The 13624-nt window shown below is 59.3% G+C and carries 11 protein-coding genes; 3 read left to right on the top strand and 8 right to left on the bottom strand.

What is annotated here, in order from left to right:
• Positions 1–9 precede the first annotated feature (9 nt).
• Entirely contained in the window at positions 10–834 is an 825-nt protein-coding gene (locus IB266_RS15370; protein ID WP_192261678.1) for a substrate-binding periplasmic protein, read from the bottom strand.
• Positions 835–1142: 308 nt separating this feature from the next.
• Between IB266_RS15370 and IB266_RS15365 the strand changes: the two genes are divergently transcribed.
• Positions 1143–3101: a hypothetical protein gene (locus IB266_RS15365; RefSeq protein WP_192261677.1), complete on the top strand. Its 1959-nt coding sequence runs from the start codon at positions 1143–1145 to the stop codon at positions 3099–3101.
• Between the two features lie 145 nt (positions 3102–3246).
• On the opposite strand, the gene IB266_RS15360 is transcribed toward IB266_RS15365, so the two are convergent.
• Positions 3247–4176 carry an electron transfer flavoprotein subunit alpha/FixB family protein gene (locus IB266_RS15360; RefSeq protein WP_060741258.1) on the bottom strand — a complete coding sequence of 310 codons (930 nt, stop codon included), beginning with the start codon at positions 4174–4176 and terminating at the stop codon, positions 3247–3249.
• Between the two features lie 2 nt (positions 4177–4178).
• Entirely contained in the window at positions 4179–4928 is a 750-nt protein-coding gene (locus tag IB266_RS15355) for an electron transfer flavoprotein subunit beta/FixA family protein (RefSeq protein WP_014339477.1), read from the bottom strand.
• Positions 4929–5472: 544 nt separating this feature from the next.
• Here IB266_RS15355 and IB266_RS15350 point away from each other — a divergent pair.
• Positions 5473–7137 (top strand): electron transfer flavoprotein-ubiquinone oxidoreductase, encoded by a 1665-nt coding sequence (locus tag IB266_RS15350; RefSeq protein WP_192261676.1) that lies wholly within the window; start codon positions 5473–5475, stop codon positions 7135–7137.
• Between the two features lie 183 nt (positions 7138–7320).
• Here IB266_RS15350 and IB266_RS15345 read toward each other — a convergent pair whose 3' ends face one another.
• Positions 7321–8211, bottom strand: a complete 891-nt coding sequence (locus tag IB266_RS15345; protein ID WP_192261675.1) for an AraC family transcriptional regulator — start codon at positions 8209–8211, stop codon at positions 7321–7323.
• 177 nt (positions 8212–8388) lie between these two features.
• Here IB266_RS15345 and IB266_RS15340 point away from each other — a divergent pair, with 177 nt between their 5' ends.
• Positions 8389–9441, top strand: a complete 1053-nt coding sequence (locus tag IB266_RS15340) for an NAD(P)-dependent alcohol dehydrogenase (RefSeq protein WP_192261674.1) — start codon at positions 8389–8391, stop codon at positions 9439–9441.
• Between the two features lie 6 nt (positions 9442–9447).
• Here the strand turns inward: IB266_RS15340 and IB266_RS15335 are convergent, their stop codons facing one another.
• From IB266_RS15335 to IB266_RS15320, 4 genes are all read right to left on the bottom strand, one after another.
• Positions 9448–10251: an IclR family transcriptional regulator gene (locus IB266_RS15335; RefSeq protein WP_060741254.1), complete on the bottom strand. Its 804-nt coding sequence runs from the start codon at positions 10249–10251 to the stop codon at positions 9448–9450.
• 59 nt (positions 10252–10310) lie between these two features.
• A complete protein-coding gene (locus IB266_RS15330) occupies positions 10311–11621 on the bottom strand; it encodes an MFS transporter (RefSeq protein ID WP_063324934.1) in 1311 nt (436 codons plus the stop codon).
• A 178-nt stretch (positions 11622–11799) separates the two neighbouring features.
• Positions 11800–12948 (bottom strand): galactonate dehydratase, encoded by a 1149-nt coding sequence (dgoD, locus tag IB266_RS15325; RefSeq protein ID WP_003179439.1) that lies wholly within the window; start codon positions 12946–12948, stop codon positions 11800–11802.
• Between the two features lie 49 nt (positions 12949–12997).
• The gene (locus tag IB266_RS15320) at positions 12998–13618 is read right to left on the bottom strand and encodes a 2-dehydro-3-deoxy-6-phosphogalactonate aldolase (RefSeq protein ID WP_003204208.1); all 621 of its coding nucleotides are present in this window, start codon (positions 13616–13618) and stop codon (positions 12998–13000) included.
• Between the last annotated feature and the right edge of the window lie 6 nt (positions 13619–13624).

The raw sequence follows: 13624 nt of genomic DNA, 5'->3' as shown, positions 1-13624 counted from the left end.
TAATGTTCCCTACTGTTTTGGGGCACTGACAGGTGGCTGCAACTGTGTTTTCCAGCGCTCGAGATTGCGCTGCAACACAGCCTCCGTCAGACCGGACGCGGCCAATTCTGTCATCTTTTGCGCCAGCTGTCCGCGTAACCATGGGTCATTGCAGGCGGAGTTATGGGAAACCGCGAGGAACAGTCCGGGTTTGTCCACCGGTTGCGGTGCGGCTTGCAGGTCGTTGGCCATGCCCAGTGTCTGCGCCATCGCCAGGCCCGAATAGCGACCCGCCAGGACATATTCCACCTCTCCCAGCAGCAATTTCTGAAAGGCCTGGGTCAGGTTGGGCGTGCGCACCAAGGCCAATTTCTGCTCGGCAAAAACGCCAAATACCTGGGTCATACGTGCCTTTTCCGACAGGGCCCCGGGATGTCCTTGGAGGTCTTCGGGCTGGTTGATGACCAGTGTCGAATCCTTGCGGGTCCAGACCAGATAATCGTTTTCCAGCAATGGCGGGTGGACGTAGTCCAACGCATCAAGCCCCGTGCTGGTCAGGGGCGCGTCGGTGAGCAGGTCCATACGCCCACTGCGCACTTCATCCAGTGCCTGGGCGCGCTTGCCAGCGTAAAGCAGCTCGATCTTGATCCCCAGTTCGCCTGCCACTTGCGCCAGCAGGTCTGCGCCAGCGCCGATCAGGTGCTTGGGGTCCTGAGGGTCTTGCCAGAGGTAAGGCGGTGCGTCCGGGCTGCCAGTGGCGATCAGGCGTTCACATTTGCCCAACGCCAAGACGTCCGAAGATACCGTGGACAAGCCTAACAGTAGCGACAGCGCAGCGATGTAAAACCTGTCCATCTTTAATTCCTGTGCAGATACCGGTTGGAAAGCGGATGTCGCTCCGACAGTTATGATCTCTGTTCCTAAAGGGAAATGTCACGGGTACGGGCAACTATCGAAAACTCGAGACCTCACCATAGGGTAAGACGCCAGTCAAATACAAAAATGAGTCGCTGCATCTCAGGGGCTAACCCGAAATTTAACGCAACACCGAAAACACCTTCACTAATTAACACTCATCTACCCTGTAGATTTACTGAGTAATCAACCCGGATCACGACCGGTTCCGACGTACTGCAAACAACAAAAAACATGAGGAAAAGAAAATGAACAATTCCTACCTTGATGTTCGGGATTTCGGGGCTATTGGCGATGGCATCACTGACGATGCCCTCGCCTTTCAACGGTGCTCCGATGCAGCTTTCCTTGAGAACAAAACCATCTCGGCGACGGGCCGGTTTCTAATAAAACAGCGAGTCCTGATTTACACCAATATTGATTTTGCCAACGCTCATTTGATCATGGACTCAGGCGGCCTGGCGATCATGGAACATCCGGAGCAACGCAAACAGCGGAGTTTTTCTGTCGCCAAGGGTGACTTTGCTCCCACGCATCTGATTTATCTGGGCACAGATCTCAGCGGCACACTGCCCAGCGATATCATTGATGAATATGCCGAAAGTTTTGTCGTAGTGTCCAGTGACGATATTTATATTTTCCGCAATGGCGACAGAAATGCGCCTCAAAAGAAAAGTACGGTCACGCTCATGACCAAATACGGTCGATTGGTCTATCCGTTGAGCTTTGATTACTCCAGGTCTGCAACGGTAACGATTAAATTACGCAAGCTTCCGCAAAGCAGATTGCGGATCAAGGCTCCCTCCATAGAGGTCAAGGGACCGGTCACCTTCCCGATTTTTCAAATAAATCGAGACCTGGTAGACGTGATCGGCTTTCGTTGTATCTGCAAGACTTTTGACGATACTTACTATGCACTCACCAGTTGCAGCGACTGTTACGATGTCTCCTTTTACGGGGTCAATCTTCCTGGATACGGGTGGCCGGCTTATCAGCCAGGAATTTCCCCGAAAGCCATCTATGACGTGATTCTCAATGCATGTTTAAAAATGAGCTTCTCCAACATCTCCGGAAATACCGGCTGGAAAACGATTGACGGCAATAATGTTCGTAATGTCAGCGTCGTTGATTCCGAACTGGAAGCTTTCCACTGTCATTTCAATGCTCAAGACATTCAGGTCAGAAATTGCGTCTTTCATGGAAAAGGCTGCTCATTTGGAACAGGCAGCGATGACTCAGTCATCGAGATCCTCGATTGCAAGTTCATGACACGTTCCTGGAGCGCCCTGGGCATGCGCACCGACTATGGAGAACTACGAGGGACGCTGATCGTAGAGAACTGCACCTTTCAGTTCGTAGATAAAGCGCAGACGCGAACAACGTGCATACTGGTCCTTGACGACAGCGCAATAAGACTGGTGGATCAACCTGAAACCTACGCACTACCTGCGAACATTTTTATTAGAAATATAAAAATCTTCAGCAAACAGGCCTGCGAACTGATCAGTTTCCCCACTGAGGATCACTATAACAACCAACGCAAACTGCTCCCTCCGAGAAATATCAATATCAGCGGCGTAGACGCCACGACAGCGCAAGGCGGTATCTCATTCGATTATGCCTTCCTTCCGTTCAATGGTGCCGATTCCGACGTCGTCAATATCAGGCTTGAAAAAATAAGAATGCCACCATCGCGCGGTTTTATATTGCGCGTTGGCGCAGCGGACACTCGCCAGAGTAAAGTGCATTTTTGCCTGAAAGTGATCGATGTCGATGCAGTCTATGGCTTCTTGATGGGCAGCAGAAAATCGGAGATTCATATTCGCGACTCCAGCGCTAGCCGTCTCAGATGCTATTGGGGTGGGCACGCCCAGCTAAAAAGCTTGAGTATCGAGAATGTACTCGTGAAGTTTGGAAGCAACTACAACGATAACGATATTTCCCTGGACACCCCTCAAGTGGGATTCGTCAGTGTCGTTGACTGCGTCTTCGACGCGTCTGCCTATAAAGCGGCCACAGGGAACACCTTGAGCCTGGGTAGCTCAACCGCTCATCGATCGAGCAACAACGTTGCGATCGAATGCTACGGCAGCCATGACAATGAGAACTTCGATAGCCTCGGAAGAAAGCCAATTATCCCTGGCCTGGGACGCCCGTCGAACTACACGGTTGGGCCCGACGGTCTCCTGGTCAGAAACTGGCCCTGAGATCCACTCCACGCCCCATTGAACAGGCATAAAAAATCCGATGCCACGATCTGGCATCGGATTTTTCAAGGGAACCCAGCGTCTACTTGGACAAGCAGTAGCAAAGGCAAAAAACCGGGCTCCCTCCTGAAGTGAAGACGCCGGATTAGACCAGCTTCTCCAGCTCAGGGATGGCTTCGAACAAGTCCGCCACCAGGCCATAGTCAGCCACCTGGAAGATCGGCGCTTCTTCGTCCTTGTTGATCGCAACGATCACCTTGGAGTCTTTCATGCCGGCCAGGTGCTGGATCGCGCCGGAGATACCGACGGCGATGTACAGCTGGGGGGCAACGATCTTGCCGGTCTGGCCGACCTGCATGTCGTTGGGCACGAAACCGGCGTCGACCGCCGCGCGGGAAGCGCCGACGGCAGCGCCCAGCTTGTCGGCCAGGGCGTACAGGTGCTTGAAGTTGTCGCCGTTCTGCATGCCACGGCCGCCGGAAACGACGATCTTGGCAGCGGTCAGTTCAGGGCGATCGGACTTGGCCAGCTCTTCGCCAACGAAGCTGGAGATCCCAGTGTCGTGGGCAGCAGCAACAGCTTCGATGGCAGCCGAGCCACCTTCGGCGGCAACCGGGTCGAAACCGGTGGCGCGGACGGTGATGACCTTGACCGATGCGTTCGATTGCACGGTGGCAATGGCGTTACCGGCGTAGATCGGACGCTTGAAGGTGTCGGCGCTTTCTACCGAGATGATCTCGGAGATCTGGTCGACGTCCAGCGCAGCGGCAACACGCGGCAGGATGTTTTTGCCGTTGGAAGTGGCGGCGGCCAGGATGTGGCTGTAGCCCTTGCCCAACTCGGCTACCAGCGGCGCGATGTTCTCCGGCAACTGGTGTGCGTAGGCGGCGTTGTCGGCCGACAGCACTTTTGCCACGCCCGCGATTTTCGCAGCGGCTTCGGCAACGGCGCTTGCGCCCTGCCCGGCCACCAGGACGTGCACATCGCCACCGATTTTGGCGGCAGCGGCAACGGTGTTCAGCGTGGCCGGAGCCAGCACCTTGTTATCGTGTTCGGCGATTACCAAGATAGTCATGTTTAGATTACCTTCGCTTCGTTTTTCAGTTTCTCGACCAGTTCAGCCACCGACTTGACCTTGATGCCCGCGCTGCGTGCAGCCGGCGCTTCGACTTTGAGGGTCTTGTTGGTGGAGGCGGTGGAAACGCCCAAAGCGTCAGGCGTCAGCACTTCAAGCGGCTTCTTCTTGGCTTTCATGATGTTTGGCAACGACGCATAACGCGGCTCGTTCAAACGCAGGTCGGTGGTGACGATGGCCGGCAGTTTCAGGGAAACGGTCTGCGCGCCGCCGTCGATCTCGCGAGTCACGGCAACGCTGTCGCCGGACACTTCGACTTTGGACGCGAAGGTGCCCTGACCGTAGCCGCTCAATGCCGCGAGCATCTGGCCGGTCTGGTTGTTGTCGCTGTCGATGGCTTGCTTGCCGAGGATCACCAGCGATGGCTGTTCCTTGTCGACAACGGCCTTGAGCAGCTTGGCCACGGCCAAGGAAGTCAGGTCTTCGGCGGATTCGACGAGGATGGCGCGATCGGCACCCAGTGCCAGCGCGGTGCGCAGTTGTTCCTGGGCGGTGGTCGGGCCGATGGAGACGACGACGATTTCCGTTGCCACGCCTTTCTCTTTCAGGCGTACGGCTTCTTCCACGGCGATTTCGCAGAAGGGGTTCATCGACATCTTGACGTTGGCGAGGTCGACGCCGGAGTTGTCCGCCTTGACGCGAACCTTGACGTTATAGTCGACCACTCGTTTGACAGCTACAAGAACCTTCATGGATTCCTCGTTACTCTCCGGTGAAAAAAAGTCGCCTAGGCGAACCTGGCGGTTGATGCTCATGGGCGCAAGGGCACCTCTAAAAACGCCGGCATGAACCACACATGACCCTGCTCACGGGAGTGAAGACCATTCGTCAGTGATGACCGATGAGTCATTCATTATCGCGGCGTGTAAACTGCGCCTCGGAACCGCGCAATACGTCACTTTGTGCTGCCTTCGCCCTGTCTTTAGAGGTGCTCTTGAAACCAACAGTCAGCCTACGGCGAGCGCAAAACCGCCCGTATCTTGACCGGAACACCTATTCCGGTCAATACGGCAAAATGGTCAGTCATAAGCCGTACGTCAGTGATTTATCTGGGCTGCGGCAATTTCAAACAAACGTTTGTATTGGACCCCGAGAGTGGTGTAGATATAATGCGCCGCTTAAGAGAGACCCGCGGTTCATCCATTGTCGCTTTCGTCGCTTTTCGCGAAGGAAACAACGGATGCGACGCCAAACCTCCAATTAGAAAAACTGTGAGCCTTGAGTAGGAGATAGCCTGTGGAACGCGAATACATGGAATTCGACGTGGTCATCGTCGGTGCCGGCCCCGCTGGCCTGTCTGCCGCTTGCCGACTGAAACAGAAGGCCGCCGAAGCCGGTAAGGAAATCAGCGTCTGCGTGGTCGAAAAAGGTTCCGAAGTCGGTGCGCACATCCTCTCCGGCGCGGTGTTCGAGCCCCGCGCCCTGAACGAACTGTTCCCAGACTGGAAAGAACTCGGCGCGCCGTTGAACACGCCCGTCGTTCGCGATGACATTTATGTCCTGAGAAACGCCGAGGCTGCGAGCAAAATCCCTGACTTCTTCGTGCCCAAGACCATGCACAACGAAGGCAACTATATTATTTCCCTGGGCAACCTGTGCCGCTGGCTGGCCCAGCAGGCCGAGAACCTGGGCGTGGAAATCTACCCCGGCTTCGCCGCCCAGGAAGCGCTGTTCGACGAAAACGGCGTGGTACGCGGGATCATCACCGGCGACCTGGGTGTCGACCGCGAAGGCAACCCGAAGGAAGGCCTCTACACCCCTGGCATGGAACTGCGCGGCAAGTACACGCTGTTCGCCGAAGGCTGCCGTGGTCACATCGGCAAGCAACTGATCAAGCGCTTCAACCTGGACAGCGAAGCCGACGCCCAGCACTACGGCATCGGCCTGAAGGAAATCTGGGAAATCGACCCGGCCAAGCATCAACCCGGCCTGGTGGTGCACACCGCTGGTTGGCCGCTGGACATCATGGGCACCGAGAACACCGGCGGCTCCTTCCTCTATCACCTGGAAAACAACCAGGTGGTGGTCGGTCTGATTATCGACCTGTCCTACAGCAACACCTTCCTGTCGCCGTTCGACGAATTCCAGCGCCTCAAGCATCACCCGGTGCTCAAGCAGTACCTGGAAGGCGGCAAGCGCGTCAGCTACGGCGCCCGTGCCATCTGCAAGGGCGGCCTGAACTCGTTGCCGAAAATGGTCTTCAAGGGCGGCGCGCTGATCGGTTGCGACCTCGGCACCCTGAACTTCGCCAAGATCAAGGGCAGCCACACCGCCATGAAATCCGGCATGCTCGCCGCCGAGGCCGTGGCCGATCGCTTGTTCGCCGAGTCCGAAGGCGGTGATGAACTGACCGCCTACGTCGACAATTTCAAGAGCAGTTGGCTGTACGAAGAACTGTTCGCCAGTCGCAACTTCGGTGCCGCGATCCACAAGTACGGCGCGATTGTCGGCGGTGGTTTCAACTGGCTCGACCAAAACATCTTCGGCGGCAAAATACCGTTCACCCTGCACGACAACAAGCCGGACTATGCCTGCCTCAAGCTGGCGGCCGATTGCAAGAAGATCGACTACCCGAAACCGGACGGCAAGCTCAGCTTCGACAAACTCAGCTCGGTGTTCATCTCCGGTACCAACCATGAAGAAGAACAGCCCTGCCACCTGAAGCTGACCGACCCGAGCATCCCGATCGGCAAGAACCTGCCGCTGTACGACGAACCGGCCCAGCGCTACTGCCCGGCTGGCGTGTACGAAGTGGTGACCAAGGAAGACGGCGAGAAACGCTTCCAGATCAACGCCCAGAACTGCGTGCACTGCAAGACCTGTGACATCAAGGATCCTGCGCAGAACATCACCTGGGTATCCCCGGAAGGCGCTGGCGGGCCGACTTACCCGAACATGTAAGCCGACACGCTGAACATCGAGGCTCCCGCAATGGGGGCCTTTTTGTTGCCTGCCATCCAAGGAGCACCGCAACCCAATGTGGGAGCGAGCTTGCTCGCGATGGCGATTTCTCATTCAACACAGATGTCGACTGATACACCGCTATCGCGAGCAAGCTCGCTCCCACAGGGGAACATCGCAGGATCAGGCGGCGCGCTCTTCCCCGGGGTTGCGCTCGAAGTAGCGCTTGTACTCCCGACTGAACTGCGACGGGCTCTGATACCCCACCTGATGTGCCACCTGGGCCACACCCATGCCGTCGATGAGCAGCAGCCGCTGGGCCTTGAGCAAACGCAAGCGCTTGAGGTACTGCACCGGCGACAACAACGTGCTGCGCTTGAAATGCTCATGAAAGGTCGAGGCGCTCATGTTCGCGCAACTGGCCAGTGTCTCGACGTTCAGCGGTTCGGTGAAATGCGCATGCAGATGGCTCAGCGCCGCGGCAATCCGAGCGAATTGCCCATGCTGCTCCACCAACGCTCGCAATACGTCGGCCTGAGGCCCGCGCAAGGCGACGAACAGCAACTCCCGCAGCCGCGCCTGGCCCATGACCTGGCATTCCAAGGGGTCGTGCAAGCAGTGCAACAGTCGCTCGACACACCCTCGCATAGCACCATCGAGCGCGGCGCTGGTCATGGACTCCAGTGTCTGCGCCGCCAGGCTTCGCCCCGGCGTCAACCCCATGGCCAGCACCAGCTCCCCCAACATCGCCCGATCGATCGCCACGGAAATCCCGAGCAACGGAGCATCGGGCATGGCATAGGTTTCGCACTCGAACGGCACCGGCAACGCCTGGATCAGGTAGTGCCCGGCACCGTACTCCAGCGTGCGCGGTCCCAGGTAAGCCAGCTTGCTGCCTTGGGCAATGATCACCAGGCTTGGCTCGTAGAGCTGCGGACCACGGGCGATGTCCTCGCTGCACCGCAGGACTTGTACCCCAGGCAGCGAGGTCGGGATAAAACCGTCACGGGTCGCCAGAGGTTCGATCAGCGAAACCAGCGCCGCGTTGGCATCGAGATGGCGGGTCAACAACATGATGAAAACTTCACGAAAAAATGGATGGGAACATCATCGCAGGTCTAACGTCACATAGGACCAATCCACGGCCAAGGTCGGAGAATTAGGCATGACACCCGTAGGAATCGTCATCGCCGTTCATGGACCGGACTCCCACAATGGGGCCCTACCATTCACTGCTTAGCGAGGTTCGTTATGTACACCGCCATCGGATATGCCGCCCAATCGCCCACCGCTCCCCTCGCCCCGATGAAGTTCGAGCGCCGCAGCCCGCGAGCCGACGATGTGGCGATCGACATTCTCTACTGCGGCGTCTGCCACTCCGACATTCACCAGGCCCGCAACGAATGGGGCATCGCCGTTTACCCGCTGATGCCCGGCCATGAAATCATCGGCAAAGTCACCGCCGTCGGCGCGGACGTCACCCGCTATAAAGTCGGCGATCTGGTCGGCGTTGGCTGCATGGTCGACTCCTGCCGCGAGTGCGAAGCCTGTCACGCCGACCTGGAGCAATACTGCTACCAAGGCATGACCCAGACCTACGCCAGCCCGGACCGCGTGAGCGGCGGCCACACCATGGGCGGTTACTCCAACAGCATCGTGGTCAAGGAGCACTTTGTGCTGCGCATCCCGGCAGCACTCGACCCGACCAGCGCCGCGCCGATTCTCTGTGCTGGCATCACCACCTACTCGCCGCTCAAGCACTACGGTGTGAAGGCCGGCGACAAGGTCGGCGTGCTAGGCATGGGCGGACTCGGCCACATGGGCATCAAGTTCGCCAAGGCCATGGGCGCAGAAGTGACGCTCTTCACCCGCTCGGCCAGCAAGGCCGAAGAAGCCCGTCGCCAGGGCGCCGACCATGTGATCGTGTCCACTGACGCCGAGCAGATGGCCGCTGCGGCCGGACGTTTCCACTTCCTGCTGGACACCATTCCGGTGCAGCACGACCTGAACCCCTACCTCAGTACCCTGCGGTTCGACGGTGTACACATCCTGGTGGGCCTGGTCGAGCCGATCGATCCGCCAGTCCATGCGGCCAACTTGATCATGGGCCGTCGCGTCCTGGCCGGCTCGTTGATCGGCGGGATCGCCGAAACCCAGGAAGTGCTGGACTTCTGCGCCGAACACAACATCAGCTGCGACATTGAAATGCTCGACATCCGCCAGATCAACGAGGCCTACAGCCGCATGATCGCCGGGGACGTGAAGTACCGCTTCGTCATCGACATGGCGACGCTCAAGGCCTGACGTTCGTCAGACCTTGGCGCCCAGTTCCGCCGACAGCCGGGCTGTGACCCCTTTGACCAGGGGAATCAGCTCGGCCATCTTTTCCAGCGGCATGTACGGCACAGTGCTGGCGATGCTGATACCGGCGACAATGCGCTTGCCGGCGTCACGGATCGGCGCCGCCACACAGCGAATCGACGGTTCGTTATCTTCCAGGTCGAAGGCATAGCCCCCCGCCACATACTCCAGCATCCGTTGCTGGAACTGTTCCCAGGATTGCTCCTGATGCTGGGGCCAGAACTGATGCTTCCCACCCGCCGGCAGGCTGATTTCATACAGCCGCTGCCATTGTTCCTGAGTGTCATCGAGCATCAGCGCCTTGCCGATCCCGGTGCGCGCCAACGGCATGCGATGGCCCACGCGCGAACGCATTTCCGGGCCGTTACGCCCCGGATTCTTCAGCAGGTACAAGACTTCGTCGCCCTCGCGAATCGCCAGGTGAACGGTGTCCCCAGTCAACGCCGACAGCTCGTCCAGGTACGGCCCCGCCAGGCTCACCAGTGGCAGTTCTTCCCGGGCCTGGAAGCCCAACTCGATCAACTTCGGCCCCAGCAGGTAACCCACTTGCGGCACCACGCGCAGGTAACGTTCGTCCACCAGGCAACTGGCCAGGCGATGGGTGGTGCTGCGGGTGGTGCCGATCAGCCGGGCGATTTCCTTCAAGTCACGGGCGCCGCTGGCGACCGCCTGGACCACGCCCAGACCACGCAGCAATGTCTGCGTGCCTGTTGGTGCGGCGTCCTTGGTGATTTTTGGATCGTCTTGCTGCATAGCCGGCCTTCAACAGTGAGCGGGGAACGGGCGGCATTATGGTCGCCCGCCCCGTCGGACTACAACTCGATGCGCTCGACCTTCCCGACCAGCAGGATGTAGGACAGCGCGCCAGCCAGTGCCAGGACCGAGATATAGGTAATGGCCGGGGCGAACGAATCGCCGCTGGCGAGGAAGCCAATCACGATCGGCGTGGCGATGGCCGCCAGGTTACCGATGAAGTTGAACACCCCGCCGGTCAACCCGAGCAGTCGTGCCGGCGCCAGGGTCGACACCAGCGACCAGGTGATCGACGCCAGGCCATTGCCGAAGAACGCCAGGGCCAGGAAAGCGATCACCAGCGGCGTCGACTCGACAAAGTTGGCACCGATGATCGAGGTCGAGATCAGCAACCCGCCAATGATCGGCAGCTTGCGCGCGAACCCCACGGTGGCGCCGCGGCGAATCAACCAGTCGGAGAAGAACCCGGAGCACAGCACGCCGACAAACGCCGCGAGGAACGGCAACGACGCCAGCAGGCCAGACTTGATGAAGTCCATGCCGCGATACTTCACCAGGTAGGTGGGGAACCACGTCAGGAAAAACCACAGCGTGGAGTTGAGGCAGAACTGCCCCAGGTAAATGCCCCACAACTTGCGTTGCGTCAGGACGATGCCCAGGTCGGACCAACTGAATTTCGCCTTGACCTTGGCGGTGTCGGCCTGGATATCCACCAGCCCGCCGCCTTCGCGGATCAGCTCGATTTCGGCGGCATTGGCACCTTTGAAATCCCGTGGCTCGCGGTACACCGCGTACCAGATCGCCGCCCAGAGAATGCCCACCGCACCGGTGGCGACAAACACCATGTGCCAGCCGAAGGCGTGTTGCAGCCAGGCCAATACCGGCGTCAGGAAGGCCAGCCCGACAAACTGCCCGGAGGTGTAGAAACCGATGGCCGTGGCCCGCTCACGCTCGGGAAACCAGGTGGTCACCACGCGACTGTTGATCGGATAAGCCGGCGCTTCCAGGGCACCGACCGCCATGCGCAGCACGAACAACGCGATGAAGCTGGCGGCGAACCCCAGCATCACCGTGGCTACCGACCACAACAGCAATGCCACGCTATAGAGAATGCGCGGCGGCACCCGGTCCACCAGCCAGCCACCGGGAATCTGCATGGCGGCGTAGGTCCAGCCGAACGCCGAGAAAATCAGCCCGACATGGATTGGATCGATACCCAGGTCGCTGGTCAGCGCGGGAGCGGCAATGGAGAGGTTGCTGCGGTCCAGATAATTGATCACCACGGTGATGAACAGCAGGACCATGATGAAAAAACGCTTGCGGCTGGGCGTCACCAACGACGCCTGCGCGCTCAGGGTGTGCGCTTGCATGTGAGGTGCCTCTTTTTATATTTGTCGAATATGGCAAAGGTGGAGCAAGCCCCTGTGGGAGCAAGGCTTGCCCGCGATACAGGCGATGGGTTTTCCAGTCGGACCGAGTCATCGTTCATCGCGGGCAAGCCTTGCTCCCACAGGATTCCATGGCTTGCACAGGGTGATCAGGCCTCACTCACCACTCGGCAAAACTGCCATCGGCATGGCGCCAGATCGGGTTGCGCCAGCGGTGGCCGATGGCCGCGCGTTCGATGACGTATTCCTCGTTGATCTCGATGCCCAGGCCCGGGCCATTGGGGATCTTCACAAACCCCTTGTCATAGTCGAACACCTGCGGATCCTTGATGTAGTCCAGCAGGTCGTTGCTCTCGTTGTAGTGGATGCCCAGGCTTTGCTCCTGGATGAACGCGTTGTAGCAGACCGCATCCAGTTGCAGGCACGCCGCCAGGGCGATGGGCCCCAGCGGGCAGTGCAGCGCCAGCGCCACGTCATAGGCCTCGGCCATGTTGGCGATCTTGCGGGTTTCGGTGATGCCACCGGCGTGGGATGCATCCGGCTGGATGATGTCCACGTAGCCCTCGCTGAGCACGCGCTTGAAGTCCCAGCGGGAAAACAACCGCTCGCCCAGGGCAATCGGGGTGCTGGTCAGCGGCGCCAGTTCCTTGAGCGCTTCATAGTTTTCGCTGAGCACCGGCTCTTCGATGAACATCAGTTTGTAGGGGTCGAGCTCCTTCATCAGCACCTTGGCCATCGGCTTGTGCACGCGGCCGTGGAAGTCCACGCCAATGCCGACGTTCGGCCCGACCGCATCGCGCACCGCCGCCACGTTGGCCAGGGCCAGATCGACTTTCTCGAAGGTGTCGAGGAACTGCAGCTCTTCGGTGCCATTCATCTTCACCGCCGTGAAGCCCCGCGCCACCGCCTCTTTCGCCGCGCGAGCGGTGTCCGCCGGCCGGTCGCCGCCGATCCACGAATACACACGGATCTTGTCCCGCACCTGGCCGCCCAGCAGGTCGCTGACCGACACACCCAGGGCCTTGCCCTTGATGTCCCACAGCGCCTGGTCGATGCCGGCCAGGGCGCTCATGTGAATGGCCCCGCCGCGGTAGAAGCCGCCGCGATAGAGCACGGTCCAGATGTCTTCGATGTTGCGGGGATCTTTGCCGATCAGGTAGTCGGACAATTCCTCGACGGCAGCCGCCACCGTATGAGCACGACCTTCGACCACTGGCTCGCCCCAACCGGTCACGCCCTCGTCGGTCTCGACCTTGAGGAAGCACCAGCGCGGCGGAACGATAAACGTGGTCAGCTTGGTGATTTTCATCTTGTTGTCTCTCTTGTCAGATGCAGCGCACGGGGCGCTGGAAAAGTCTTCAGTTCAAGGCATTCCATGCGGCCACATAGGCCTTGGCGCGCACCGCCACTTCATCCGCTGTCAGGCCCGGCTTGAACAACCCGGAACCGAGGCCGAAACCCTTGACGCCGGCTTCGACGAACACCGCCATATTGTCCGGCGTAATCCCGCCCACCGGCACCAGCACGGTCCCGGCCGGCAGCACTGCGAGCCAGGCCTTGACCACCGCCGGGCCCATTTGCTCGGCGGGAAACATCTTCAGCACATGGGCGCCTTCGGCCAGTGCGGCAAAGGCTTCGGTGGGCGTGGCGACGCCTGGCGACAGGTACAAGCCCGCCGCTTTCGCCGCACGCAGCACCTTCGGATCGCTGTGGGGCATGACGATTACTTGGCCACCGGCGGCTTTCACCTGCTCCACCTGTTCCGGCGTCAGCACGGTGCCGGCACCGATCAGGCAATCGGCGGGCAAGGTACTGCGCAGGATGCGAATACTTTCGTACGGCTCAGGGGAATTGAGCGGTACTTCGATGACGCGAAATCCGGCGCTGTACAGGACTTCGCCGATGGCCGCCGCCTCTTCGGGACGCAGGCCACGCAGGATCGCGATCAGCCCGTTGTGCGCCAGTGCTTGTGTGAGCATGTCAGA

This window comes from Pseudomonas sp. Pdm06, assembly GCF_014851795.1.
GTDB classification, from domain to species: Bacteria; Pseudomonadota; Gammaproteobacteria; order Pseudomonadales; family Pseudomonadaceae; genus Aquipseudomonas; species Aquipseudomonas fluorescens_AA.
Note: the sequence above shows the minus strand (reverse complement) of the source record. Positions and strands in the feature narration are given on the sequence as shown.